Source organism: Melioribacteraceae bacterium, assembly GCA_019638015.1.
Classification (GTDB): domain Bacteria; phylum Bacteroidota; class Ignavibacteria; order Ignavibacteriales; family Melioribacteraceae; genus JAHBUP01.
In genome coordinates this window covers 340,503-365,519 of record JAHBUP010000001.1, presented here as the reverse complement: position 1 = coordinate 365,519, position 25,017 = coordinate 340,503, and the positions used below count along the sequence as shown (strand labels likewise).

28 protein-coding genes are annotated in these 25,017 nt (G+C 35.0%); all 28 read right to left on the bottom strand.

Annotation, left to right across the window (positions count from 1 at the left end; genetic code table 11):
- Position 1 precedes the first annotated feature (1 nt).
- Complete coding sequence (locus KF816_01585) at positions 2–553, bottom strand: flagellar basal body-associated FliL family protein (GenBank protein MBX3006696.1); 552 nt, start codon at positions 551–553, stop codon at positions 2–4.
- 179 nt (positions 554–732) lie between these two features.
- A complete protein-coding gene (locus KF816_01580; protein ID MBX3006695.1) occupies positions 733–2,430 on the bottom strand; it encodes a flagellar hook-basal body complex protein in 1,698 nt (565 codons plus the stop codon).
- A gap of 97 nt (positions 2,431–2,527) precedes the next feature.
- Positions 2,528–2,908, bottom strand: a complete 381-nt coding sequence (locus KF816_01575) for a flagellar protein (protein ID MBX3006694.1) — start codon at positions 2,906–2,908, stop codon at positions 2,528–2,530.
- Between the two features lie 2 nt (positions 2,909–2,910).
- Positions 2,911–3,594 (bottom strand): flagellar hook capping protein, encoded by a 684-nt coding sequence (locus KF816_01570; protein ID MBX3006693.1) that lies wholly within the window; start codon positions 3,592–3,594, stop codon positions 2,911–2,913.
- Between the two features lie 8 nt (positions 3,595–3,602).
- On the bottom strand, positions 3,603–6,155 hold the full coding sequence (locus KF816_01565) for a flagellar hook-length control protein FliK (GenBank protein ID MBX3006692.1): 2,553 nt from the start codon (positions 6,153–6,155) through the stop codon (positions 3,603–3,605).
- Complete coding sequence (locus KF816_01560; GenBank protein ID MBX3006691.1) at positions 6,152–6,751, bottom strand: hypothetical protein; 600 nt, start codon at positions 6,749–6,751, stop codon at positions 6,152–6,154. Before KF816_01560 ends, KF816_01565 begins: the two co-directional genes overlap by 4 nt.
- Positions 6,748–7,185: a flagellar export protein FliJ gene (fliJ, locus tag KF816_01555; GenBank protein MBX3006690.1), complete on the bottom strand. Its 438-nt coding sequence runs from the start codon at positions 7,183–7,185 to the stop codon at positions 6,748–6,750. Before fliJ ends, KF816_01560 begins: the two co-directional genes overlap by 4 nt.
- 7 nt (positions 7,186–7,192) lie before the next feature.
- Positions 7,193–8,524: a FliI/YscN family ATPase gene (locus KF816_01550; protein MBX3006689.1), complete on the bottom strand. Its 1,332-nt coding sequence runs from the start codon at positions 8,522–8,524 to the stop codon at positions 7,193–7,195.
- 3 nt (positions 8,525–8,527) lie between these two features.
- Positions 8,528–9,136 carry a hypothetical protein gene (locus KF816_01545; GenBank protein MBX3006688.1) on the bottom strand — a complete coding sequence of 203 codons (609 nt, stop codon included), beginning with the start codon at positions 9,134–9,136 and terminating at the stop codon, positions 8,528–8,530.
- Positions 9,129–10,166, bottom strand: coding sequence for a flagellar motor switch protein FliG (gene fliG / locus KF816_01540; GenBank protein ID MBX3006687.1), 1,038 nt, complete (start codon positions 10,164–10,166; stop codon positions 9,129–9,131). Before fliG ends, KF816_01545 begins: the two co-directional genes overlap by 8 nt.
- Positions 10,156–11,763 (bottom strand): flagellar M-ring protein FliF, encoded by a 1,608-nt coding sequence (gene fliF / locus KF816_01535; GenBank protein ID MBX3006686.1) that lies wholly within the window; start codon positions 11,761–11,763, stop codon positions 10,156–10,158. The genes fliG and fliF overlap by 11 nt, the downstream gene beginning before the upstream one ends.
- Positions 11,763–12,056, bottom strand: a complete 294-nt coding sequence (gene fliE / locus KF816_01530) for a flagellar hook-basal body complex protein FliE (protein MBX3006685.1) — start codon at positions 12,054–12,056, stop codon at positions 11,763–11,765. The genes fliF and fliE overlap by 1 nt, the downstream gene beginning before the upstream one ends.
- Position 12,057: 1 nt before the next feature.
- Positions 12,058–12,297, bottom strand: coding sequence for a hypothetical protein (locus KF816_01525; protein MBX3006684.1), 240 nt, complete (start codon positions 12,295–12,297; stop codon positions 12,058–12,060).
- Positions 12,298–12,801: a flagellar basal body rod protein FlgC gene (gene flgC, locus KF816_01520; GenBank protein MBX3006683.1), complete on the bottom strand. Its 504-nt coding sequence runs from the start codon at positions 12,799–12,801 to the stop codon at positions 12,298–12,300.
- Positions 12,798–13,193 carry a flagellar basal body rod protein FlgB gene (flgB, locus tag KF816_01515; GenBank protein MBX3006682.1) on the bottom strand — a complete coding sequence of 132 codons (396 nt, stop codon included), beginning with the start codon at positions 13,191–13,193 and terminating at the stop codon, positions 12,798–12,800. Before flgB ends, flgC begins: the two co-directional genes overlap by 4 nt.
- A 124-nt stretch (positions 13,194–13,317) precedes the next feature.
- Positions 13,318–13,563, bottom strand: coding sequence for a hypothetical protein (locus tag KF816_01510; GenBank protein MBX3006681.1), 246 nt, complete (start codon positions 13,561–13,563; stop codon positions 13,318–13,320).
- Positions 13,564–13,565: 2 nt separating this feature from the next.
- Positions 13,566–14,639, bottom strand: a complete 1,074-nt coding sequence (locus KF816_01505; GenBank protein ID MBX3006680.1) for a chemotaxis response regulator protein-glutamate methylesterase — start codon at positions 14,637–14,639, stop codon at positions 13,566–13,568.
- Positions 14,636–16,483 (bottom strand): chemotaxis protein CheA, encoded by a 1,848-nt coding sequence (locus KF816_01500; protein MBX3006679.1) that lies wholly within the window; start codon positions 16,481–16,483, stop codon positions 14,636–14,638. Before KF816_01500 ends, KF816_01505 begins: the two co-directional genes overlap by 4 nt.
- Positions 16,480–17,166, bottom strand: a complete 687-nt coding sequence (locus KF816_01495; GenBank protein MBX3006678.1) for a hypothetical protein — start codon at positions 17,164–17,166, stop codon at positions 16,480–16,482. The genes KF816_01500 and KF816_01495 overlap by 4 nt, the downstream gene beginning before the upstream one ends.
- Positions 17,167–17,177: 11 nt before the next feature.
- On the bottom strand, positions 17,178–17,558 hold the full coding sequence (locus KF816_01490) for a response regulator (GenBank protein MBX3006677.1): 381 nt from the start codon (positions 17,556–17,558) through the stop codon (positions 17,178–17,180).
- Positions 17,559–17,567: 9 nt separating this feature from the next.
- Positions 17,568–17,933, bottom strand: a complete 366-nt coding sequence (locus KF816_01485) for a response regulator (protein ID MBX3006676.1) — start codon at positions 17,931–17,933, stop codon at positions 17,568–17,570.
- Positions 17,934–17,939: 6 nt separating this feature from the next.
- Positions 17,940–18,767, bottom strand: coding sequence for a protein-glutamate O-methyltransferase CheR (locus KF816_01480; GenBank protein ID MBX3006675.1), 828 nt, complete (start codon positions 18,765–18,767; stop codon positions 17,940–17,942).
- A gap of 77 nt (positions 18,768–18,844) precedes the next feature.
- The gene (locus tag KF816_01475; GenBank protein MBX3006674.1) at positions 18,845–20,236 is read right to left on the bottom strand and encodes a HEAT repeat domain-containing protein; all 1,392 of its coding nucleotides are present in this window, start codon (positions 20,234–20,236) and stop codon (positions 18,845–18,847) included.
- A gap of 203 nt (positions 20,237–20,439) precedes the next feature.
- Positions 20,440–21,519: a hypothetical protein gene (locus KF816_01470; GenBank protein MBX3006673.1), complete on the bottom strand. Its 1,080-nt coding sequence runs from the start codon at positions 21,517–21,519 to the stop codon at positions 20,440–20,442.
- A 130-nt stretch (positions 21,520–21,649) separates the two neighbouring features.
- Positions 21,650–23,041, bottom strand: a complete 1,392-nt coding sequence (locus KF816_01465) for a sigma-54-dependent Fis family transcriptional regulator (GenBank protein ID MBX3006672.1) — start codon at positions 23,039–23,041, stop codon at positions 21,650–21,652.
- 26 nt (positions 23,042–23,067) lie between these two features.
- On the bottom strand, positions 23,068–23,763 hold the full coding sequence (locus KF816_01460) for a HAMP domain-containing histidine kinase (protein MBX3006671.1): 696 nt from the start codon (positions 23,761–23,763) through the stop codon (positions 23,068–23,070).
- Between the two features lie 166 nt (positions 23,764–23,929).
- On the bottom strand, positions 23,930–24,319 hold the full coding sequence (locus KF816_01455; protein MBX3006670.1) for an energy transducer TonB: 390 nt from the start codon (positions 24,317–24,319) through the stop codon (positions 23,930–23,932).
- 169 nt (positions 24,320–24,488) lie between these two features.
- On the bottom strand, positions 24,489–24,875 hold the full coding sequence (locus tag KF816_01450) for an energy transducer TonB (protein ID MBX3006669.1): 387 nt from the start codon (positions 24,873–24,875) through the stop codon (positions 24,489–24,491).
- Positions 24,876–25,017: the final 142 nt, after the last annotated feature.

Sequence of the window (25,017 nt, the reverse complement as noted above, 5' to 3'; positions counted from 1 at the left end):
ATTATTGTAAAATATATTTACTGAAATAAATAGTGTTTACTTTTACATCAGGCATAATTTTTTTCAACTTGTCTGTAATCTCAATTCTCAAAGTATCGCGGTAAGTGATATTCGATAGTTTTTGTATTTCTTTGCTTCCCATCACCGAAATGATAGCATCCTTCAATAATATTTCTTTTTCCTGAAGTTTTTTATGATCTGCATCTGAGGGAACATCAAATCCCAATGAGGAGAGAAGCAATCTTTTACCATCGGTATTAGCGGGATTAATTATAAGATCTTCAACTAAAAAAATAAATTTCCCAAATTCTGCTCTGTTTTCCTCATTTTTTACTGAATCTTCATTCATTGAACCAACTTCCGTAGAATCAATTCCACTTTTAGTTGTAACACCATGAAACCTACTCAACAAAATATTGGCTGTAATAAAGTAAACGGCAACAAGCTGAATTATAAATAGAGGAATTCCAATAATCAGCACTTTCATATTTAATCCCTTTTTAGCTCCACCGGATTCAAGGGGTTCTGGTATGTTTACGTTGTTTTCTTCCATTTTTTTACTCCTTCGTGGCTAATAAATGACAATTGCTGTGCCATGCGATATTAATAAAAAGAATGGATTATGAAGGTATTACTGGAGTTATTTTGGCTAATATTAATCAGTTGGGCAAAAAAAAAGCTGTGAGGAATAGATCCTCACAGCTATAATCAGGTTACTTAGGAGGTCACCTTTTATCTAATAAGATTTGTGATTTCTTGAAGTAAATTATCTGCTGTAGTAATCACACGAGCGTTTGCTTGAAAACCTCTTTGAGAAACTATCATTTTAGTGAATTCATCTGATAAATCAACATTTGATTGTTCGAGCGCACCCGATTGAATAGTTGTAACTGAGTTTTCACCGGGAGTGTCAACTCTTGGATCTCCGGAGTTTGCGGCAACAGTGTATAAGTTATCACCAACACTTACTAAACCATTTAAGTTTGCAAATGTAGACACCATTATCTGTGCTAATGTTCTTGATGTTCCATTAGAGAAAATGCCAGTTATCTTTCCATATTGATCAATGCTCAAGTTTGAAAGAGCTGCCGATGGAGAACCGTTTTGTGTTAGTGCGGCAATTTGAGCTGATAAATTGGTTTGTGTTACACCTGAAGTGTTCTGTCCAAAGTCGAGATCAATTACCTGCACTTCCGCGCCGCTTGCCGGTTCAAATGAAATCTTTGGTACAGGTGGAGTTGATGTCACTTGATTTCCATCCTGCCATACACTTTGAATTGTACCATCGGAGTTAAAATAAACCTCCCCTTTCGAATCTGCACCTAACTTACCGCTTGTAGTTGGAATTTCTGCTTCCCACGACCATCTGTTGCTGTCGACATGTTTATATCTCATTGTTAATGTATGGGGTCCGCCTAATGAATCGTAAATAGTTACAGAACCTAATACATCTTCAGCAACTTCACCTTTATCAATTTTGTTAACCACGTTTGAATCAGCATCCAGATTTGAAAGCCCACCATAGTTCAATACAAATTGAATCTTTTCTGTTGAATCTTTTATTGTTTCTTGCAACACAGTACTTTTTCCTGAGCTATCAAAAGCTAATGCTTTCGTACCGGTTAAAGGGGTTGCCAATGCTGTTCCATCTGCGTTGCGCACTTCATAATTAAGAGTCCATGCGCCGGTTGCTGGTGCAACTGCTGCGGCTCTTGTGTAATAAGTTCTTAATTGAAATTCAGTTCCATCTTTATCAAAGATTGTGCTAGAGCTATACGTGCTATCATCAGCGGCGTTATAGGCTGCGCCAGGATATGTTGATACAGTGACATCTTTTCGTAAGTTACCATTTAATTCAACTATGTCTGTTCTAATTGAAGTGGAACTGCTTTGTAAGTTACCGCCCCATGCTACTTTAGTTGTTTTTGTTGCTGGTAGTCTGAAATTTTTATCAACAACTATATCTTGCAAAGTTGTTCCGGCAGGAATATCACCCAAGCCGTTCGCAACTTTACCCTGAACAACCGCGCCATTTTGTGCATTTACAAGTTTGCCGCTCGCGTCAAAAATAAACGAGCCTGCTCTACTGTAAAATTGTTGTCCATTACTTTTTAATATGAACATACCTTGACCTTGCAAAGCCAAATCGGTTGTAATACCTGTTCTTTCGAAAGTACCCTGATTCCAATTACGATCGATAGAGTTAACTTTCATGCCAAGACCAACTTGAAACGAGTTTGTACCACCGGTGCTGTTAGTTGGGTTGGTACCGGATTTAACGAATTGATTAAAAGTATCACTAAAAGTAACACGTGAACCTTTAAAACCAATTGTGTTTACGTTTGCAATGTTGTTTCCAATAACGTCCATCATTGCTTGATGATTGCGTAAGCCAGATACGCCTGCGAAAAGAGATGTTAAAAGTGCCATTGTAACCTCCTAGGTTGTGATTCAGCTTCTGTCATTCGGCCGAATCTTAAGAGCGTCCTTGGTAGGTCCCGCTCTGTTTACTGATTATGTTATTTAATTAATATGCAAAAACTACACTGTCGATATTTGTAAAAACATTTTCGTTAGAATTTGCTACTTCAATTGCTGTTACTACTGTTCTATTCGGAATATTTACTATAAATGCTGTTTTGTCCATCATTACTAATGAGTCCTTTGCTCCTTTCGATTCGGCTTTTTCCACCGCGTTTTGAATCTTCTCAAGATCCAGCTCATTTAGTTGGATATTTCTTGATTCCAAACGTTTAACCGCATGATTCGAAAATTTTACTTTCTCCAGTTCTTCTTTGAAAATTGAATCAAAACTATTTCCGGTTTCCTTTCCAATTCTTTTAGCCGGAGCATCAATGCCTCCAACTATCGGAACAAAGGGAACTGATATGCCATTAATCTCTGCCATAATTATCCACCTCCTTTTGGATTAAGTATTTCAGATACATTGGAAACAGGTAATTCTTTACCGCCAACAAGCAATACGGTTCCGCTATCAGTGAAGCGTACTCCGTCTACTGTTCCGATGTTGAATAAATTTGTTTCCATTTTTTTCCCACTCATATCAATTGCTGTTACTTCAAACGTGTATTTACCATTCGGTAATTTCTCACCATTATTATCGGATAAATCCCATGAAAGTTTACTGTCTCCGAAATTTCCTGGTAAAGAATCTATATTTTTTACTACTCTTCCATTTTCATCCATAATTTTTATGGTAACACTTGAAGCAGGAGTTGCTAATTCATAACCTAGAGTTATCTTTTCTTGACCATTCACATTAATTTCAGCGCTCTCAATTTTTACTTCTTTACCAATAAGAGTAGCAACTAGCGTATTGTTTATTGATTGAGTTAACAAATAATTAGAATCGATACTTTGTTTTGTATAGGAATTAAGATTACTCAATTGCTCGAGCGAACTAAACTCTGCTAATTGTGCGGCAAATTCCGTACCCTCAAGTGGATTTAATGGATCCTGGTTTTTCAATTGGGCAATAAGCATCTTCAAAAAATCATCTTTGCCTAACGCGTTTTTTGTTCCAGCTGCTTGTGTGATGCTATTTGTATCATATGTATTTGTTATCGGATCCATAATTTATCCTATACTAAATATTCTAATGTGTTATAACCTAATATTCTTTTATCACTCTTCAGTAAATCTTCATCAGAATTCTCATTAATCATCCGGCCTGAATTCTTTTTCTTTGGTACAAATTGTTTGTTGTTCTTTTGATCATAATCGGCGAGACTAATACTAACATTGCTCAGATGAATTCCAGATGAGGATAATTGCTGTTTTAAGGTTTCAATATTCGATTGAATAAAATGTTTTACCTGATCATTTTCAACTTCGATACGTGTAACCAGTTGATTGTCGGTAAAATCAACCATCAATTTTATTTTACCAAGATTTTCTGGATTAAGCTGAAAGGTTAAACTTTGTTTTTCGGTACCGGTTATCATTTTACTAAATTCATTAAAAATTTCGGCTGGCTTTATTACTTTAAATGATTCATGCATATGCTTTAATTCGCTGAAGACTTTTAATCGTTCGCCTTCAAGATCATTAATGAAACTTGTTGCCGATAGTGCACTGTTTTTATTCAACTCATTAACAGTATGCTTTGCCATTTCTTTATCACCGCCAAACGATGAAGAACTTTCATGCCCGGAAGTATTTTCGGCTCCGGATAAATCCATCTTCGTATTTAACGATTCCTTTTCGGCGCCGGATAATTTTGCTGATTCACTATTTTCATCTTTCTTAACCATTTTCAAATCAACAGGAACATTGATGATTTCCTTCTTAGGGTTTATTTCTGCATTCCCTTTGAGGACTGATCCAACCAAATCTTTATTCGCCGTTGTATGATCTTTTTGATCTTTAGCACTGTAATTGTTTACTTCTTCGCCAGAGATTTTTTTGTTTGTCTGGACCGAGTTTTCATTAGCACCATTTTTTTCATCAAGAATTTTTGCATTCCCTTTTATTGATTCCGAATTTTCGAATTTTATATTTTCAGAAGTAATTTTAGATTTTGTTTTTACCACTAATTTCTCTACTTCTTCAAATATTTGAGAGTCATTCTGAATAACTGTCTTGGCTTTATTTTCGGTGCCGGTAATTGCTGTCTTGTTTACTACTATCTCATCATTCTTTTTAATATTTACTTTTAATGATTCATCAACACGAATTGTATCCGCTTTCAAATCATTTATTGCTTTAATTTCGCTGGCTGATTTTTGCTCTGCCGATTTCAAAATTTTATTATTCTCAAATGATATCTCAACTTTCTCCAAGTTTAATTCTCTGAAAACTTCCTTTGCGGTAATCTTAATATCCTTTGATGTTGAGTTTTGAGTTTCAACTTTTTTATTTATTGAATCTTCAAGATTTTGAAATTTATAATCAACCGGTTTTACAGAGTTTGTTGATGCTACTGTTTCTTTAAGATTGGTTAAAATTGTAGAGTTTGTAGCATTTACACTATTTTTATTACTGGATTGCGCGGTAATATTTCTTCCGCTCTCCCCCTCAATATTATTTTTGGGTAATTGTGCATTTAAAATATTCTTTGCACCATTATCAATACCGGCTGATTTATAATCAGGTAAGTTTTCTTCAACACTAAATGAGGTCACTTCCGCTATATTCAGGTTTGCATTTTTTGTATTCAGAACTGAACTTGTAAATAGCTTTTCTGCTTCGGACGACAGATTGAATTTACTAATCAGCTGAGCTTCTCTGCCGTGAATTTGAGAAATGGAAATTTTATTTTCTTTACTATTAGTATCTGTGATTTCAATAACTTCCGCTTTTATATCGCTGAGTTCTAAATTCTTTTGATTGTTCAACAAATTTTCGGCAATCGCTGTTGTTTTCGCAGAATTTTGACCAGAGGTTTCCAATAGTTCAAGTTTTGCAGTGCTTATATTAGGAGCTGTTGCCGCAAAATTTAGACTCACTTTATTAAGTTGATTCTTAAAAGTTAAATTTAATATGCTGTTCTTCTCTAAATAATTAACAAGAGTTGTTGTTAGTGATTCGGAATTGGTTGAGTTATAAGTATGTTCTAATTCGTCAGTAGATATTTTAAGCAACTCTTTGTCGGGCTCAAAAGCGTTTCCAGATGATAAATTCGACATCAGCCCATCCAATAATCTTTTGATTCCTTCTTCATTGCTGAATAAGTCTTTTTGCAAATTCGATTTTAGTGTGTTTAGCTCTTGGGCTGATAATTCTTCTATTTGTTTATTAGAAGAAAGAATATTACTCAGCAATCCATTGATAAAAGTTTCACATTCAGTTTTATTGAAATCGAGTATTTTTTTATTGACTTCAACCGATTGAAGATTGGAGGAGGATTCGGAAACCAATATTTGGGGATTTTTCTTTAGAAAGTTCGAGATATAATCTGAGAGGACATCCAGTTCGGCGGCAGAAGTGTAAATTACATTTTCTGAAGGTGAAAACAACTCTTTAACGTTGGATTGACCAAAATTCTCAATTGCGGCATCTATTTGCAGATTTTCATCGTCGCAAACATTTATGATATCCGAAAATAAATTTGAGCCTGTTTTCGATACCCTATTCTGTTGGTCAATTAAATGACCATCACTCAGCTTGTCAACAAAGAAATTATTTAGATTCATTGGTTTTGATTTATTATTCTAACAACATATTCCGGTTTAAATTCAGCTAATATTTCTGCTGCTTTTTTCTTTTTCATCTTCAATATCAAATCTCTGGCAATATTATCGGAGTAACCTTGAATTATTTTAGCAACTTTTTTTGTATCCATATTTTCATAAAGCTTTACAGTCTGCTTTAGCCAGTCCTGATAGATACTATCCTTCTTCGCCATTTCGCTTATTTTGGCAAGATTTTTATCGACGATTGTTGCCTTAACTTCTGTTTTCGCGGTTTTAGTCGAAACGGAATCTTTTCCTTTTTGATTACTAATCTCTGTTAATAAATTTTCAACTTTTGCAGTATCCGATAATGTAATTTGTGTTGTATCGCCTATTGCTTCCAGGTTTGGCTTAATGCTTTTTAGAGAATCCGCCGTAACTTTTGCCTTCTGCTGAGCTAATTTTCTTGCTTCAAGTTCTCTTTTTTGGATCTCCGCCATTGGAGTAAAATCAAAATAGAAGATATTGTTGTACTGAGTATTAATAAATATTAATCCCGCTGTAACCGCTCCAAAAGCAATTAAAAATATAATCGAATAAATTATGGTGTTTTTCATCTCTGCTCTCCGGCAAATCTTCTGATCGCAATTTCATTCATATTTTTCATTTCATCTTTTTTTTGTTCATCCAAATATTCCATTTGCGATTTTTCTTTTAGGATTTCAAATGTTCTAACTTCTTTTTTCCGCTCAATTAATTCCAAGTTTTTTGCGGCCTTCTTTTCTTCAAGCTTCTCTATTTTCCGTTGAATAGAATCGATAATATCCCCCAACTGTTTTTCATATAGTTTCGCATTTTGAAAATCAGACACTCTTGAACAATTGATCAGAATATTTCTTCTAACAATCTCTCGTTCATCCATTATAAAAATCAGTTGTTTCTTTGTGTTTTCAATTTCAATATCAATCAAAGATATTTCCTGTTGAATTTTTCTTTTCTGAATTTCTCTAACATTGAGCAACGATTCGAATCTGAACTTAAATTTGGCCATGGCATTCTCACTTTATCGAGGTTTCAATAATTGATTGAAGACGCTCGATGGTTTCACTATAAACTGCTTTTTCAAAAACATCCTGCTTTAAAAATTTTCTTAATGCGTTTATTTTTGCCAGTGCATGATCTATCTGAGGATTACTACCTTTAACGTATGCGCCAATATTTATCAAGTCTTCCGCCTCATTAAAAGTCGCTAATAATTCATTAAACCTAAGCGCTCTATAGTAGTGTTCTCTATCAACAATATCACTCATAACCCTGCTAACACTTTGGAGTGGATCAATTGCCGGGTACTGGCCAATGTTGGCTAGTTTACGCGATAATACTATATGCCCATCTAATATTGATCGAACTGCGTCGGCAATTGGTTCTGTCATATCATCACCGTCAACAAGCACTGTATACAAACCAGTGATCGAACCTTTTTCCGTATTCCCCGCTCTCTCTAATAATTTTGGAAGTAGAGCAAATACCGAAGGAGTATATCCTTTTGTGGTTGGCGGCTCACCGATAGTTAAACCAATTTCTCTTTGAGCCATGGCAAAACGAGTCACCGAGTCCATCATAAACATTACGTCCAATCCCAATTCACGAAAATATTCAGCTATTGTTGTTCCGATGTATGCGCCTTTCATCCTTATTAGCGGTGATTTATCACTAGTTGCAACAATAACAACTGATTTGGCAAGTCCTTCTTCTCCCAAATCGCGCTCAATAAACTCTCTAACTTCCCTTCCACGTTCACCAATTAAAGCAATAACATTAACATCGGCGCTAGTGTTTCGAGCAATCATACCTAGAGTAACACTTTTACCAACACCACTGCCGGCAAAAATTCCGGCACGCTGCCCTTTACCAATTGTGAGCAGTCCATCAATGGTTCTTATTCCCGTTTGGATAGGGGAAATAATTCTTTTTCTCTCAAGAGGATTTGGCGGTTCTCGGTGGGTCTCTCGAAATGATGAATAATTAATTTCTCCTTTACCATCAATAGGATTTCCCAGGCCATCAATTACTCGCCCTAACAATTCCTTACCAACCCCAATTCCAAATCCTTTACCCGATGCTTTTATTTCACAAGAAGGGGATATGTTGTGTACCTCGCCAATAGCAATTGATAGAACCTTACCACCTTTAAAACCAACAACCTCCGACTTGCAGACCTCATTTCCATTTTGATCAGATATAGTACATATTTCTCCCATTACCGCATTAGGACCAACCGAAACAATGACAAGTCCAACTACATCCACAACTTTGCCATTAACCCTTATTGGGTCTGCTTTTTCTAAAAGTTCAGCATATTTATTTTTGAGTCGTCCTGCTATTTCCATTTTCTACTTATCAATATTTCTGACCATTATTTTTTTTAGTTCATCAAGTTGTGTAGCAATTCTTGCGTCAACACTGCCAATTTCAGTTTCAATTAAACATCCCCCTTTTTCAATTCTATCGTCACTTTCAATTTTTATTCTATTAAATGAACTATTATTTATCAACTTGTTGCTCTTTTCATCCAGTTCATCAGCGTCATGGGAATTAAGTTTTAAGCGAACTTCGTTTGCGCCCATAATTTTATTAATAGCTCCTCTAACTGATTCATTAATTATAGATCGATCTTCAATCTCTTTCTGTATAATTTTTTCTGCTACTTGAAAAGCGGTTTCAATAACCAAACCTTCAAAAGCAGACTCATATTCAACAAATCGTTCATCGAAGTGCTGAAGTATGTTGTACGACTCCTCATACTTGCGCAATAATTTATTTGTGTAATCCTGTTCCAGCTCTCGTCTTGTTTTTTCTTGTCCATCTTTATAACCGGCAGAGTAATATTCATCGAGTTGTTTTTTTAGATAATCAGCATCATATTCTGTTTGAATTACTTCTCCAGCTCCAACTTTAGCGTGAACTCGAGCTTTAGATTTTACTTTAATTACATCAGACATAAACTTCTTCCGGACCGCCTCTGAGGTTGAGTGAAATTTCACCCTGTTCTTCTAAGGCTTTGATAATATCGATGATTCTTGCCTGAGCAGATTCTACTTCTTTTAATTTTATCGGACCCATATACTGTAATTCTTCTTTGAGCAAATCAGCGGCTCTTTCAGACATGTTCGCGAATATTTTATCTCTAAGTTTTTCTTCAGCGGTTTTGAGTGAAAGTGCGAGATCTTTTCTATCAACTTCACGTAGTATTTTCTGAATATCTTTATCATTAATGTTAATGATTTCGTCGAAGATGAACATCAATCGTTTAACTTCGTATGTAGTTTCCGAATCCATATTTTCAAGTTTTTCAAGAATATCTTTTGCCATTGTAACACTGGCTCTGTTTAATATTGAAGCCAAACATTTTGCGCCGCCAAGTTTTCCGACTGATTGGCTCATTGACGCACCGGCAATATCATCTACAACATGTTCTATCTGCTTCAATGTTTGAGGAGATATTTTTCCTAATGTCGCAATCCTGAACGCTATCTCAATTCTTAATTCCTCGGGCAATTCTTTTAATGCATTTGCTGTTTGATCAGGACTTAACTGTGAAAGTATAAGTGCCATTGTTTGAGGGTGCTCTTTATTTAAGAAATTAACTAATTGAGCAGGCTCTGCTTTTTTGAGAACATCAAAACCCTTTAATGTAGTCAGTCGCTTAATTTTATCAATTATTTCAACTGCTTTGGATGGACCAAAAGTTTTCTCCAATACTGCTTGGGCATAATCTAACCCTCCTTCAAGAACATATTCACGCGCAGTAACAAGTTTATAAAACTCCTCAATTACTCCATCGGCTACTTTTGAGGATATATTTTTTACTTTGGTTATTTCCGCTGAAATAATTTCCACATCAATTGGATCAAGTTGCTTAAGAATAGCGGAAGCTGCCTCCACATTAAGGGCTACCATTAACATTGCGGCTTTTTGAGCGCCGTTAATTTCCATTTCGCGAACATCTTTTAATGATCTGTCAGATTTCATCTTCGTGCATCCAGGCGTTTATTAATTTTGCTGCATCCATTGGGTTTTTAGTTACGTAATTAACGATTCTCTCCTGCTGATTCTTTTTTAGCATGGCTTCTTCGCTAATTTCATCTTCTATATCTCCCATAGGAAGCATTGGTTTTCTTTTTCTTGAAGGAATTTGAGGTGTCGATTTTTTTGATTCAGGAGCTGATAAGCTGAATTGCGGTTCAGCCGGCATTGAGTAAGATCCACCGCCAATAGTTCCAATTACAATTTTTTCACTTTTCAATCTTTTCATTAAACTTTTTAGAACGAACAATGAGCCTATTACGGCTACAACTATAAATATAAGATTTATCATTTCATTCGAATTCGGCATTCCCGAAATTGTTGTTTCTTCAGGCTGGTATTCAATTATCTTTGCTTCAAATGGAATATTTTGAATTGAGAACTGATCATTTCTTTGAATATCAATACCCACCGCATTTTTAATAATTTCTTCCAGCTTTTGTATTTGTTCCGGAGTTCTGGGAGTAAACACAATATCAACTTTCTCCCCATTTTTTACCTCTTTTGCAACGTCATTAATCACAGCGGCAACACTTAATCTTTTAACATTACCTGTTCCCGAAACCACCCTTTCTATTGTTTTGCTAATCTCATAATTGGTTAATGTATTTTCGTTCGATTGAGCAGTTGAATCTTTTTGAGTTACACCGGCATTGCTTGTTTTTACGGTGCTTTCACTTACCGCAACTTGAGATTCGGGATCGTAATTTTCCATAGTTTTTTCAACCTGATCAAAATTGAGATCGGCATTTACCTGAACCATCGAGTTTCCATATCCTAAAACATTATCCAATATAACCTGTGCTTTTTGAGCTAAGTAATTTTCTACCGATTTTTTAATTTCATATTGTTTTGAAGATGCAAATGCTAATGGACCCTCTTCAGAATCATTACTTAATATTCTGCCACGAGTATCAATAACAGATACTTTTGAAGCCATTAATCCTTCAACACTGCCGCACACTAGATTTACAATAGATTGAATTTTTTCCTTTGTAGGAGGAACATTGTTACGAAGTTTTAAAACTACAGATGCCGAAGGGAATTTTTCCTCTTCCTTAAAAATTGATTTTTGAGGAATAACTATGTGAACACGAACACCTTCAACGCCTTCCTGCTGTTTGATCGTTCTAGCGAGTTCCCCTTCGAGGGCACGCTTGTAATTGAGCTTTTGCATAAACTCACTCATGCCCATCGTAGATTGATCAAAAATTTCATAACCAATAACACCGGAGCTTGGAATTCCCTTTGCCGCTAAAGCCAAGCGAAGTTCATAAACTCTTTCTTTTGGTACTTTAATAGTTTGACCATTTTCTTCTAATTTATAGAGAGTTTTTTGACCACCCAAGTATTCAACTACTTTTGCGGCATCTTCTTGAGATAGCCCCGAATAAAGTGTTGAGTAGGTTGGTTCATTCAATAAAAATAATGATACCGCCAATAGAACCAGAGTAACAAGTACTCCGGCGCCAAGCATAAATTTTTGTTTTGGGTCAAGTTTATTTAGAATACCAAATAACGCTTGAAATGGATTATCGTTCATTATACTGGTGTCCTTGTTAATTCTTTAAACATATCAACAGCTTTATTTCTTACTTCCATCAACAATTCGAGCGAAGTTTTTGCTTTTGCGCCGGCAATCATTACCTCATGTAATTCAACGCCCTCTCCGCCAACAAAACCTTCTACTGCTTTTTGAGAATCAATTTGCGCAGTATTTACATCTTTAATTAAGTCGTTAAGTGTATTGCCGAAACTTAGTCCGCCTACAGGTTTTGAATTACCGGTTGGTTGAATACTCTGCGGCATTACTCCTTTAATTCCTTCAATATTCATATTATCCTCTCCTATCAAATAGTGAACCCAATTGTACACCGGGAATTTTACCTTTTGAATTATAGAACTGGTAATCCATTATTTCTGATTGTTTATCCGGGTACATATTGGCAAAAAACTTTTTTTCTTCAACCGATACTCTTTCAGCTTGTTTTTTTATTGAAGTATCAGTTCTTATCTGCTGTGTTTTATTAACAAAAGAAGGTCCATAATTTCCAATATTGTTTGTTGTAATATTCATTTACATCTCCAAAGTATCTTTTATCATTTGTTTAGATGAATTAAGTGCTTGCAGATTTGCCTCATAGCTTCTTGAAGCGGCAATCATATCAACCATTTCAGTAATTATATTTACGTTCGACATTTCCACATAACCATCTTTATCCGCATCGGGATGTTCGGGCATGTAAACTCTATCTCCTAAACTCTCATCAACTTTTTCTTCGATAGATAATTTATCGGGATGAGTTTCAATAGTCATTTGCTGAGGAAATGCTGATGTGTTTAAATGTCCGCTTTTTGTAGTATTCAGTTCAAAACTTTGTCCTTCAATCTGTAATTTTTTTGCAAATGCATTATCTACGTCGGAAACCTTGATCATTTTACGGCGGTATGGTTCACCATCTTGAGTTCTAACCGCATCGGCATTGGCGATGTTTTCCGAGATTATATCCATCTTCTTTCTTTGGATACTCATACCCTTAGTGCTAACATTGAGACCAAAGAGACTTCCTAAGATTTTCATGCTCTTCCGCTTCCTTTAATTACGTTTTGAATTTGCCTATAGTAATCACCAACTTTTTTTGAGGCAAATCTGAATCGAAGTGTATTCTCTGCTAATTCAGCCATCTCTCTTTCAATACTAACATTGTTTGCCCCGCTAATAGATTCTTCGCTGCTATCTTCAACAACTTTAAATTTCGAAGAACCATTTTCCTGGATATTCAAACTGGATAGATGTTTGCTGTTTGAGGTTTTTACGAGGGAATTTACATTGTCATTTAAAAGATCATTAAAAACGATATCTTCTCTATTGTACTTCTCAGTTCCAATATTGGCAATATTTTTTGAGATTACTTTGTTCTTCTCTGAGCAGTAATCGAGAAGATTATGAAGTAGTTTTACTGAGTTTGACATAATTGCCCTTTAACTTATTTCATAAATAACAGCCAAAAGAAGTGCCAGTTATTAAGGGCTAAAAATTGATATTTAGGGGGAGTTTATTAGTAGAATTTGGCTAAAATTAACCAATTGCGATTTATTACTCAGAATAATCGAGGATTATAGACTTGGTTTGACCGCATGAGCAAACAAATTTAATTTCTTTAATCGAATCGCTGGCATCTTTTTTCAGAAATATTTTAACGCCATCTAGCTCATCATCTTCACATACAATTTTTGTAGCACCTTTAATCTGGGCTTCACTTGCTTTTATTAGATTGCCTGATGAAGCGTTGTTTTTGCTGAATATTTCTTTAAATAATGCATCTTCGAAACTGTTTGTCATTCTTACACCGCTTTATTAATAATTTGTGGAATTCTTTCTGCCGATAAAATCATATCGGCAAAACCTGCATCTACAATAGCTTTTGGCATTCCATATACTACACAACTCTCTTCTTCCTGTGCTATTGTATAACCGCCAAGTGATTTCAACCTTTTTATTGCTTCAAAACCATCCTTGCCCATACCAGTCATTATAACCCCAAGTGTATATTTACCATAAGCATCTATAACCGAATTCATAGTGATATCAACAGCTGGACGGTGAAGTGTATCGCTTGGTTCTCTTGTAATATAAATATAATTATTTCCGGCAGTACCTTGTTTTATCTTCATGTGCATTCCTCCCGGAGCAATATAAACTTTACCGGCTTGAATTGTCTCCCCATCTTCAGCTTCTTTAACTTCGAGTTTGCACATTGAGTTTAATCTATCTGCCAACGACTTTGTAAATTTTGGGGGCATATGCTGAACAATAAAAATGGGAATTTTAATAGAGTCGGATAATTCAGGTAATACTTTTTGAAGAGTAAATGGACCGCCCGTAGAAATACCAAGGGATATTGCTCGGTACCCAATTTTAGGAAGCTCCATTCTTGTCAAATTGGTCGATGTCATTCTAGGTCGGTTTTCAACAGCTCTTAATCTTCTTAATCTATCTCTTACTGCTTTCTGTCTGCCAATAGCTTTTACTTTTTGAATTAAATCATCCTTTACCTGAGAGATATTCACACTAACGTATGACATTTCTTTAGGAATAAAATCAACAGCGCCCAATTCCATAGCTTTAATAGTAGATTGTGCCCCCTCTGTTGTTAAAGAACTTACCATTATAACAGAAGTAGGGCATTCTGCCATTATTTTTTTAAGGGCAGTCAATCCATCCATTACAGGCATTTCAATATCAAGTGTGGCAACATCCGGATTTGTTTTTTTTATGAGCTCAATTCCTTCGAGACCATTGCGAGCAGTACCAACAACCGAAATTTGCGGATCGCTGCTTAGCATTAATGATAATGATTTCCTCATGAATGCAGAGTCATCTATAACAACTACAGTAATTTTATCTGATAAACTCAAGACTGCATTTCCAGTTTGTGGAATAATTCATTAATATCGATAATTATCACAACAGTTCCATCTCCCATAATTGTTGAGCCGGCTAATCCATCTATTTTACCGAGATAAGCGCCCAATGATTTAATTACAACTTCCTGTTGACCTATTAATTCATCAACTTTAATTCCATATCTTTTTTCAGCTATTCCAACCTCTACCACATATTGAAGTTCAGGTTCTTCTTCATAGGTTCTTTGTTTAGTACTCTTCAATAAATTTTCCATACTCACAATTGGAAGTACAGAATTACGAACATTAATTACTTCTGTTCCTTTTATTGTATGAATCTGGTTTTTGTTAACCCGAATAACTTCTATTACCGAACCAAGAGGAATTACAAGAGCTTCACCCCGTACCTTAACAATCATGCCAGGAATAATAGCTAAAGTTAATGGAAGTTTAATAATTATTTTAGTTCCTTTCCCGGTTTCCGACTCAATATTGATGATACCGCGAAGTCGGGAAACATTAGTTTTTACCACATCCATTCCCACACCGCGCCCCGAGACATTTGATACTTTCTCGGCGGTGGAAAAACCGGGGAGAAAAATTAAATTCAGAATTTCTTGGCGTGAAAGGTCTTTTGCTCTTTCTTTTGAAATCAACCCTTTAGAAATCGCTTTCTCTTTAATAATATCAGGATTAATTCCTTTGCCATCATCTTCAATAGAAATTTGGATATTATTACCTAAATGCTCAGCCGAAAGAACCACAGTTCCCTTTCTAGGCTTGCCCGCTTTTTCTCTTATATCGGGCATTTCAACGCCATGATCAACTGAGTTGCGAATTAAGTGAACCAACGGATCATTAATTTCTTCAATTAAGTTTTTATCAACTTCTGTTTCCTCTCCCACAATCACCAAGTCAACTTCTTTACCGAGATCTTTACATAAATCGCGAACCAGTCGTGGGTATCGGTTAAATATTTTTCCAATCTTAATCATTCTTAGCTTCATAGCAACAAGCTGAAGTTCGGTGGTCATTAAGTCAATTTGTTTTGTTACTTCACCAAAGTCCTTTGAATATTTACTTCCTTCATTAGCGATGCCGAATTCCGAATTAACTTGTGCGAGGCGGTTTCTTCCCAAAACAATTTCTGAAACTATATCAAGCAAATTATCTAACCGCTCAACATCCACGCGAATTGTATTATCGGCAACGGTTTCGGTTGTTTTTTTCTTCTGTGCATCCGGTTTTGGTATATCAACTTTTTGAGGAATATTTTCTGCAATATTCGCAGGCAAATTGCTAATGTTTTCTACCGGTGCATTTGTTTCATTAGCTGTATCTTGATTGGTAACTAAAGCTGAGGATTCCACTTCCCTCATTGTATTTTTCTGAGAATCGATCATTTTCGCTAAATCATCATCATCAAATTTCTCTGTGATATCACCCGGCAAAAGCCTTTCAAGCGTTTTATTTACGTTACTCGTATCCACATCTTCATTTTTATCATTTTCTATTTTACTTACTAACTCTTTGATGGTATCAAAACCAAAAATAATTCCATCCATCAAGGGAGTGGATAATTGCATTTCCCCTTTGCGAAGTTTATTTAGAATATCCTCACATTTATGAGTTACTTCAGGTAGTTTTTCGAGTCCAAGAAATCCCGATGTACCTTTAATTGTGTGGAAAGATCTAAATATTTGATTTAACAATTCTGAATCTTCCGGTCGTTTTTCTAGTTCAAGAAGATCGAAGTCAAGTTTATCGAGAATCTCTTTTGTCTCAACTAAAAAGCTCTCAATAATTTCCCTCATGTCGGGATCGATTAAAGTTTCTAACTGTTTATTTTCGCTCATTTTTGTGCAAATAATTTGTCAATTTCAGCTTGAGAAGTTTGGTTAGTTATTTGATCCACCATTTTATTGGCTATGTCCTGTTTTGCATCACTTTTTTCATAACGAGCATTAGGATTAAAAGCGGCGTTTTTTGATATTTCCATATCATCTATTGTTGGTATTGTTTTAATTTCTTTAGTGTTCAAATCGACCAATAATGAAGCAAGCTTATCTTGAATAGAAGAAATTAAATGATTAACTGAAGATAATTGCTGTGCTGTAATATCTTGTACCTGTAACGATAAAGTTATATTGAGCATTCCCATTTCAATTTTATCAACCGTAGTAATTATTGCATCAACTTCCGGCTCAAGTGATTCCTTTGATTCTCCCAGTCTGCTGCGTAAATCACTAAGTTTCGATTTCATGTGAGTAACTTCCCCAATAAGCGTATCAACAGTATCCAGAATTTCTGTAGTTGCCAATTCCGTGGCATTTGTAACACTGCTAAGCTGTACCGCGGCTTTTGGAATTTTACTGGTGCTATCGTGAATAGATTGATTTACGTTTTCTAGGAGAGGAACTGTATCCTGCATAAAATCAATAATTTTCTGAAAAATTGGGACTAATCTTTGTCCATACACAAAAAAAGATTTCAAGTCGCCGAGTTTCTGAAATACTTGTTCAAAATTTTCTGATGCCATATTTGAATTCCTTATGCTGGTGTTGCTATTATTTGTTCAATTTTTTCTTTTAACACCTGAGGAGTAAAAGGTTTTACGACATAATTATTAACCTTTGCCTGAAGGGCTTCAAGAATATCTTCTTTTAAACCTCTTGTAGTAACCATTAATATTGGAATTGCTCCAAATTTATTATCGGAACGAATTGACTTAACCAACTCAAGTCCCGATACATCTGGCATATTCCAATCTGTAATAACAAAATTAATTGTATCATCGGCTTGAAGTTTAGTTAGTGCTTCTCTGCCGTCACCAGCTTCAACGAACTCGTTATGACCTATAGTTTTGAGAGAATTAACAACAATTCTTCTCATGGTTACTGAATCATCAACAACTAAGAATTTTAATGGCATAATTAACCTCTAGTTTAAATATTTAGAAACTTCATAAGCTACCCGTTTAGGATCGAAGGGCTTCACTAAATATGAATTTGCTCCACACTCTAATCCTCTTTGTATATCCTCTGTATTACCGAGAGATGAAAGAACAATAATTGGTAGATCTTTATACGACTCGTTACCGCGAATCGAGCTAATTAATTCAAATCCGTCAACATTTGGCATATTCAGATCAGTTATTACCAAATCAATTTTATGATTTGGTAAAATTTCAATAGCCTCCATACCGTCGCAGCACGCAATTATTTCGAAACCTTTAACCGATAAGGCAACCGAAACAAATTTTCTGATTGTCGGGGAATCATCGGCAACAAGAATTACTTTTTTCATAACACTCTACTCCTTTTTGTAACCAACAGTATTTGGAAAACTGACTAGTTTAAATGCCTTGGAAATACCATGCAGTGTTTCGGAATAACCAATAAACAGATATCCCCCTTTATTTAGTGAGTTATAAAGATGCGATACAACTTTTATTTTTGAAGCCGCATCAAAATAAATGAGTACATTCGCGCAAAAAATCACATCAAAATTAAACATGCCCCGCATAGCCGTATCATCATATAAATTCATCACCTTGAACGAGGCCATTTTTTTTACGTCGGGATGGACTTCAAAAGTGCCACCGGCCGTTTTAAAATATTTTTTTAGATAATATGGTGGGGTATTCCTAACAGAGTAATCGCGGTAAATTCCTCCATTAGCTGTTTCAACAACAGCACTATTAATATCTGTACCAACTATTTCCAAATCAAAATTTGAATAACGCGGTTTAATTAAATCTTGAAATACCATTCCAACCGAATACGCTTCTTCACCTGATGAGCTTGCGGCGCTCCAAATTTTAAGTTTATTTTTTCCGGTAAATAATTTGGTGTTAATTATTTCGGGTAGAATATGAGAAGCAAGCGCATCTAATTGCGGTTGATTTCTAAAGAAAAAAGTTTCATTAATAGTAACTGCTTCAAAAAAATATTTCTTCTCTGCGGCTGCTCCGGATGAATACCGAATCTGATCAAAATATTCTTCAAATGTTTTTAATCCCAAAAAATTCATTCTTCTTTGAAGTCTACTCTCAAGAAAATATTTTTTATTATCCTGGAAATAGATGCCTGTATTTTCATAAATGAATTTTCGAATTATTTCGAAAGTAGGCTGCGACATAAATGCCTGCTTTGGAGAAGCAACATTAATTGATGAGATTGGAGCACTAAAATTTGGTGATGGATTCATAATTTAATTCAATTAGATAGATGATTAATATTTCTTGAATTAACGATATACTCTGCACGCTCCCGAATCATTTCATCGGGATCCCCAGCAAGCTTTAGTATAGCCGAGTTTGAGTTTTCCCCCTCAATCAATTCCAAAATTTCCAGCAATCTCAATCGGTTCCACATGTTTTCATCATTCGCCATTGTATCAACAAAAAGCAGGGCACTCTCCGGGTCAAGATTAAATAATATTTCCATCGCCGATTTCCGAACTTCTTCATCATGATGTTCGAGAAGTCCACTCATTGTATGAACAATACCTCTCAATTCTAAAATTGAAATATCTATCTTGATTTGAAAATCCTTAACATAGCTAACTGTTGATGCAAATAAGTTTACAACATTCCTCAGGTTCTCGGAAGAAGGATTTATAATTTTTGAAACTTCACGGTAAATAAACGATGAGTTACTGTAAATTTTTGAACGGATCATCTCATCAAGTTCATAATCACGTCCTAATAAATTCAATCCTGCGGTTAAAATATCGCTGTCGTCAAAAGATTCAATCATAGAAAAAGCAATTCTCTGATGATCGGGACTCCCCTCGTTAAGTGTATATATCAATAAATTTTTCATTCGATTATCGAAAGGAATATCGAGCGAGAATTTATTTTTCAATTTTGCAATGGAAGTGATGAGGGGAAGAACCAGCGGACCGCTGACATCATTGATTCTTTCGAGAAGAAAGAAATAAGTGTCAATATCTCCCAATTCTCCAAGACTATCCAAAATTGAATATTTTGTTAGTTCATCTTCCTCTGCAAATTTTTCCATTAAAAAGTTTAACCCAACAGGTGAACCAATCTTACCAAGTGCTTCCACAGCAGTGGGTTTGTAGAGTTCATTTCTATCATATAATAAAATTATTATTTCAGCGGCACCATCATAGCTAATGTTTCCAAGGGCTTCGATGCACGCAAGAATTACATTATCATTTTCTGATGTGCTTAAAATGTCCATTATAAATTTTGAAGAGGAGGAATCCCGGATGAGTCCGAGCACATCCACAACAAATTTTATTGTGTCATTATCGTTCTTATGATCGTATTTAATAATTGGCTCAACCGATAAAGAACCCATTTTTATTAATATTTCCCCGGCAAGGTTTCTAACCGCTACATCCGATGAATCAACAAAATTTACCACTACATCCGAAAATGTTTTATGAGGATGACTCAGCATCAGAGTGGTTGCGGCATTTCTCACTCCTTTGTCATTATCGGATGCACAGTTGGCGATTGGAACCAGAAACTGTTCCGGAATTTCTTCGTACATCAAATTTTCGAGCACTTCAATTTTTTCTTCTGAAGTACCATTGGTAAGTTTTGGTAAAGCCTCGGTTATATTCATATTTTCCATATATATCAACTTTTTTTAATAATATGACAATTTGCGTGCCTTAGTTTTTGGGATTTATTCTGCTCTAAATATTGCCGGTTACTATGTGAAATGTACAATATTAGCCATGTGAAACTTTATCGCCAAAATATTGCAGAACTTAATTCCGAATTCATTATCGGTTATAATCTCTAATTTTTTAACTTTTTTTTTGAATTTCTTTCTCAGATTGGAAGTCCAACGGTAATTCTTGTATACCTTTGCGGTTCACTTTGCATATAAAAGGTGCCATCATACATAGCAATAATTTTTTTTATCGTAATTAATCCAAGTCCATTGCCCTCTATTTCGTTTCTATTCCTATCAAATTGAGTAAAGGCGCTAACTCTATTAATTTGGTCAGGTGTCATTCCAATTCCATTATCAGTAATCTGCATAATAAACATTCTACCCGATCGTTCTGTAAAAATCTTAACTTTACTTCCTAACTTTGAATACTTAAATGCATTTTGAATCAATTCTTCAACTATCAACTCAAAATAGCTTGGAATCATTTTTAGAGAAGCATCGTTAATTTCAAACTCAAGATCATTTTCCCTTTTATAGTTAACAGCAATTTTGTGCGATATTAAACGAATGCTCACCTCCGCAGAAACTATTAAATTATCTCTCAATTTTTTAATGGTGGTTTGATCAGCAGAAGCTGCTGTAATTTCTGCATATTTTATAAATTTATTCACCACTTCATTTAATCTAATACCCGAATCATAGATTGAGTTGATAATCCATTGAACAGTGGGTGATGTTGATACATCCTTTAATTCTTCTTTTAATAATTCGGTATATCCCAATATTGAAGCAAGCGGAGTTCTTAATTCATGAGGAATGTAAAGCGCAATACTATCCTTTAGTTGATTAAGTTTATAATCAAATTTTTTGAATTTATTAATATTTGCATTCACAGTTTGGAGGACAGTTTCTTCACAAACCGGTATTTGAATGCAATCATCAACCCCACGATTTAAAATTTCTCTGAGTTCATCAATTGTGCTGAATTCTGCTATACAAATAAATGGAACCGTTGAAGTTAGTCGCTCATTTCTAATTTTATTAAAAAGTGAATGCTCCTCATCCATACATCCGTTATGAGCAATTATTAAATCTGGTATTTCACGAGCAGCTGTTTCGAAAGCGGAGGTTTCGTCAATTGCTTCTAAAACATTGTAGTCACCTTTTTCAAGAAGATCACATAGATTTTTTCTCTCCTCATCGCTATTACAGTATATTAATACTTTTTCATTCATCCTGGAGCCATGTAAGTGGAATTAAATAAAAACTGATTTTTCACCAGTCGCTTTATTATTCAATTATATTATCGAAGGAAAATTGATTTGATTGAGATGAGGGAGCGGAATATTTCAATTCCGCCTAATACTATTCGATGTTTTTTGTTACCTCAATTCCGAGTTGCTCCATTCTATACCTTAGCTTCGAACGGGAAAGCCCTAATACTTTAGCGGCTTTAACCTGATTTCCATTGGTTATTTTGAGCGTTTTTAAGATTAGCGCTTTTAATACAAAATCTATCTTGATGCCTTTAGTAGGAATTTGAAGTACAAATTTATCATCCTCGGCTTCATGAACATTTTTTGCGTTCATCAAAAAAGAAAAATGTGTCTCATTTAATTCTTCTTCTTCAGCAAGAAGTATTACTCTTTCAATCACATTCCTCAGTTCCCGAATGTTGCCTTTCCATGAATATGACTTTAATACTTCAATCCCGGATTTATCAATCCCCTGAATATTTTTACCAAACTTTTGAGAAAATTCATTCAAGAAAGAATAGGCAATGTAAACAATGTCCTCTTTTCTCTCTCGTAATGCTGGAATTGTAATTTTCGCCACATTTAGTCGGTAATAAAGATCCTCTCTAAATGCGCCCCTTGCGGCTTCATCCTCCAAATTTCGATTGGTTGCGGCAAGTACACGCACATTTACTGAGATTTCCTTTTCTCCACCCAGACGGTAAAACTTTCTCTCTTGAAGAACGCGCAGAAGTTTAACCTGCATATCCAGCGACAGTTCTCCAATTTCATCTAATAGTATTGTACCGCCATCAGCAAGTTCAAACTTTCCTAATTTGGTTTTTGAAGAGGCACCTGTAAATGCTCCCTTTTCGTGTCCAAATAATTCACTTTCGGCCAACTCTTTTGGAATAGTGGCGCAATTGATAGTTATAAATGGAGCATTAGCCCTGGGACTTCTTTGATGAATAAATTTAGCAAATACCTCTTTACCAGTTCCCGATTCTCCTTCGAGCAGAATTGTTGTATCGGTACTTGAAGCTAATTTTTCAACGCTTGAAACTATCCTTTGAATTTTTGAGCTTTTGCCAAAAAATTCTTTGGTTAGATGGTTAACTTCTAATAATGATTGGAGTTTATTTACTTCCGATTTCAGTTTTAGATTTTCAACTGCTTTATCGAGCACAAACTTTAATTGTTCTAAATCTATTGGTTTTAGCAGGAAATCGAATGCGCCCGATTTAATAGCAGTAACCGCAATTTTTACATCGGCGTACCCGGTTATCATTATTACAGGAATGGATGGAAATTTTTTCTTTAGCAATTTTAATATATCAATTCCGTTATGAGTGGTTAAGTATATATCAAGTAGAATAATATCTGGCTGAAAAGATGCTACCAATTCTTCGGCTTCACCTGCTTTTAAACATGCTTCAACATTGAAATTAAGTCTTGTTAATACCTTTTTTAAGGATGCCGAAACGAGATCATCATCATCAATTATAAGAATTTTGGGGGTCATAGTATAAACTGAATTTATGAACGAATTTATTTATCAACAGTAAACTTAATAGAAAATGTAGTTCCTTTTCCATAAATAGAATCGAAAGATATTTCCGCGTTTAACTCTCTTATCAAGGAAAAGCAAACTCCCAAACCAATACCGTGTCCATCCTTTTTGGTAGTGTAAAATCCCTGCAATATACTATCTCTATCTTCTTCCTTAATTCCGCATCCAAAATCCTCAACTTCCCAAATTATTTCGGTTTTATTCTCAAGTTCCTTAGAAAAACCACGAATTATAATAAAACTTTTTTCGGGAGAGGCTTCAATAGCATTATTAATTAAATTCAAGAAAATTTGAACCAATTTATTTCTATTAGCATGAAAAATTGGTATTTCATGAGCAAAATCTTTTTGAATCGTCATTCCTTTTCTTCGGGCGCTAATTGTTATAATTTTTAAACACCGGTCCGTTACCGCTTCCAATGAAATTTGATGATTCTTTTCAGTGGGTTTACGGGTAAAATCAAGAACATCCTCAATTAAAAAATTAACCTGCTCAAATGCGTCAAGTGACTCCCCAATAATTTCGTTGATATCGGAAGGCAATTCTTCACTGGCCATTTTCATATAATCCAAATTCAGCTTAATAGCAGAAAGTGGATTTCTAATTTCATGAACCAGGCTTGCGGTGAGCTTTCCGAGTAATAAAAGTTTATTTGCCTGTATTTGATCTTCCATAGCCCTCTGTATAATAGAGTGATGAGTTGGAAGCAATCTAATAATTTAACACCCAATTGGCAATATTTATATTATAGATGAGGGGCACGAGTAATTGAGAAGTACAAAGGAGAATGAAATAAGGTTAGGCAATCACTAATTTTGGGTTAGCGATTGCCTATTAAAATTAAGAGAGCTTAAATTGAACGGCTAATGATAATTTTGATTTTGTAGGTTGACCATTATGAATACCGGGAGAAAATTTTGTCTTTTTGATTGCTTTTACTGCTTCCTCATCACATCCGGCGCCAATACCTTTTACAATTTTAGCATCGTCAACGTCCCCTTTTTCGTTAACTAAAACTAGAACATAAACTTTGCCCTCAACTTTTGAAGAGATTGCGATTTTTGGATATGTTATTTTTTGATATATGCCTTGAAGTCCATCTACAGGAGCTGCAGGTTTTTCCATTGCAAGAATATATTCATCTTCACCAGAAAATAGTGCCGAAGCGTTTATTTGGTTAAATGTAAATGTACAAATCATTAAAGCCAAGATTAGAAATTTTCTTTTCATGAAACCATCCTTTTTAGTTATTATTATCCGGAATAATTATCGGGATAATTTTAAAAAAGTTTAATCTCTGAATTAAAAAAAATGGAGATCGCAGCAAAAAATTTTTGCTAAAATCGCCATTAATTTCCCCCTGCTTAAATTTATGCTACGTAATTACACTATTTGACAGCTATCCATCAATTTTAAATTGAACGGCAATTGTTAATTTTGAAGGGACATTAACCCCACCATTCTCTGCCGGAGTAAATTTAGTTTTCTGAATTGCTTTTACCGCCTCTTCATCGCAGCCAGAACCAATTCCTTTCACCACTTTTACCTGATCAACGTCCCCCTTTTCATTAATCAAAATCAGCAGATATACTTTGCCCTGTGTTTTTGTTTCCATAGCAAACCGGGGATAAACAATTTTTTTATAAATTGAAGCAATTCCATCTACCGGAGCGGCTGGTTTATCAACAGCGATTAGGTAATCTTCTTCACCTGGAAAGAAAGACATTTGTTTCGCTTCAATAAAATTGAGTGCGAAAAGATATATTACAATTAGAAATATTTTCATGATACTCACCTCTGTAAATTAAAGGACTATGTCACAACTGCCCCATTATCGAAAGGATTAATCTTTTGTTTAACAGTTTTACAGATTGTTAACAATAAGTTAATATTGTCAGGCGAATACAATTAGTTTAAAAATTAAAATG

Excerpts from the sequence above, each read along its gene's own strand:
- KF816_01585 (MBX3006696.1), bottom strand. The coding sequence starts at position 553 with ATGGAAGAAAACAACGTAAACATACCAGAACCCCTTGAATCCGGTGGA.
- KF816_01580 (MBX3006695.1), bottom strand. The coding sequence starts at position 2,430 with ATGGCACTTTTAACATCTCTTTTCGCAGGCGTATCTGGCTTACGCAAT.
- KF816_01575 (MBX3006694.1), bottom strand. The coding sequence starts at position 2,908 with ATGGCAGAGATTAATGGCATATCAGTTCCCTTTGTTCCGATAGTTGGA.
- KF816_01570 (MBX3006693.1), bottom strand. The coding sequence starts at position 3,594 with ATGGATCCGATAACAAATACATATGATACAAATAGCATCACACAAGCA.
- KF816_01565 (MBX3006692.1), bottom strand. The coding sequence starts at position 6,155 with ATGAATCTAAATAATTTCTTTGTTGACAAGCTGAGTGATGGTCATTTA.
- KF816_01560 (MBX3006691.1), bottom strand. The coding sequence starts at position 6,751 with ATGAAAAACACCATAATTTATTCGATTATATTTTTAATTGCTTTTGGA.
- fliJ (MBX3006690.1), bottom strand. The coding sequence starts at position 7,185 with ATGGCCAAATTTAAGTTCAGATTCGAATCGTTGCTCAATGTTAGAGAA.
- KF816_01550 (MBX3006689.1), bottom strand. The coding sequence starts at position 8,524 with ATGGAAATAGCAGGACGACTCAAAAATAAATATGCTGAACTTTTAGAA.
- KF816_01545 (MBX3006688.1), bottom strand. The coding sequence starts at position 9,136 with ATGTCTGATGTAATTAAAGTAAAATCTAAAGCTCGAGTTCACGCTAAA.
- fliG (MBX3006687.1), bottom strand. The coding sequence starts at position 10,166 with ATGAAATCTGACAGATCATTAAAAGATGTTCGCGAAATGGAAATTAAC.
- fliF (MBX3006686.1), bottom strand. The coding sequence starts at position 11,763 with ATGAACGATAATCCATTTCAAGCGTTATTTGGTATTCTAAATAAACTT.
- fliE (MBX3006685.1), bottom strand. The coding sequence starts at position 12,056 with ATGAATATTGAAGGAATTAAAGGAGTAATGCCGCAGAGTATTCAACCA.
- KF816_01525 (MBX3006684.1), bottom strand. The coding sequence starts at position 12,297 with ATGAATATTACAACAAACAATATTGGAAATTATGGACCTTCTTTTGTT.
- flgC (MBX3006683.1), bottom strand. The coding sequence starts at position 12,801 with ATGAAAATCTTAGGAAGTCTCTTTGGTCTCAATGTTAGCACTAAGGGT.
- flgB (MBX3006682.1), bottom strand. The coding sequence starts at position 13,193 with ATGTCAAACTCAGTAAAACTACTTCATAATCTTCTCGATTACTGCTCA.
- KF816_01510 (MBX3006681.1), bottom strand. The coding sequence starts at position 13,563 with ATGACAAACAGTTTCGAAGATGCATTATTTAAAGAAATATTCAGCAAA.
- KF816_01500 (MBX3006679.1), bottom strand. The coding sequence starts at position 16,483 with ATGAGCGAAAATAAACAGTTAGAAACTTTAATCGATCCCGACATGAGG.
- KF816_01495 (MBX3006678.1), bottom strand. The coding sequence starts at position 17,166 with ATGGCATCAGAAAATTTTGAACAAGTATTTCAGAAACTCGGCGACTTG.
- KF816_01490 (MBX3006677.1), bottom strand. The coding sequence starts at position 17,558 with ATGCCATTAAAATTCTTAGTTGTTGATGATTCAGTAACCATGAGAAGA.
- KF816_01485 (MBX3006676.1), bottom strand. The coding sequence starts at position 17,933 with ATGAAAAAAGTAATTCTTGTTGCCGATGATTCCCCGACAATCAGAAAA.
- KF816_01480 (MBX3006675.1), bottom strand. The coding sequence starts at position 18,767 with ATGTCGCAGCCTACTTTCGAAATAATTCGAAAATTCATTTATGAAAAT.
- KF816_01475 (MBX3006674.1), bottom strand. The coding sequence starts at position 20,236 with ATGGAAAATATGAATATAACCGAGGCTTTACCAAAACTTACCAATGGT.
- KF816_01470 (MBX3006673.1), bottom strand. The coding sequence starts at position 21,519 with ATGAATGAAAAAGTATTAATATACTGTAATAGCGATGAGGAGAGAAAA.
- KF816_01465 (MBX3006672.1), bottom strand. The coding sequence starts at position 23,041 with ATGACCCCCAAAATTCTTATAATTGATGATGATGATCTCGTTTCGGCA.
- KF816_01460 (MBX3006671.1), bottom strand. The coding sequence starts at position 23,763 with ATGGAAGATCAAATACAGGCAAATAAACTTTTATTACTCGGAAAGCTC.
- KF816_01455 (MBX3006670.1), bottom strand. The coding sequence starts at position 24,319 with ATGAAAAGAAAATTTCTAATCTTGGCTTTAATGATTTGTACATTTACA.
- KF816_01450 (MBX3006669.1), bottom strand. The coding sequence starts at position 24,875 with ATGAAAATATTTCTAATTGTAATATATCTTTTCGCACTCAATTTTATT.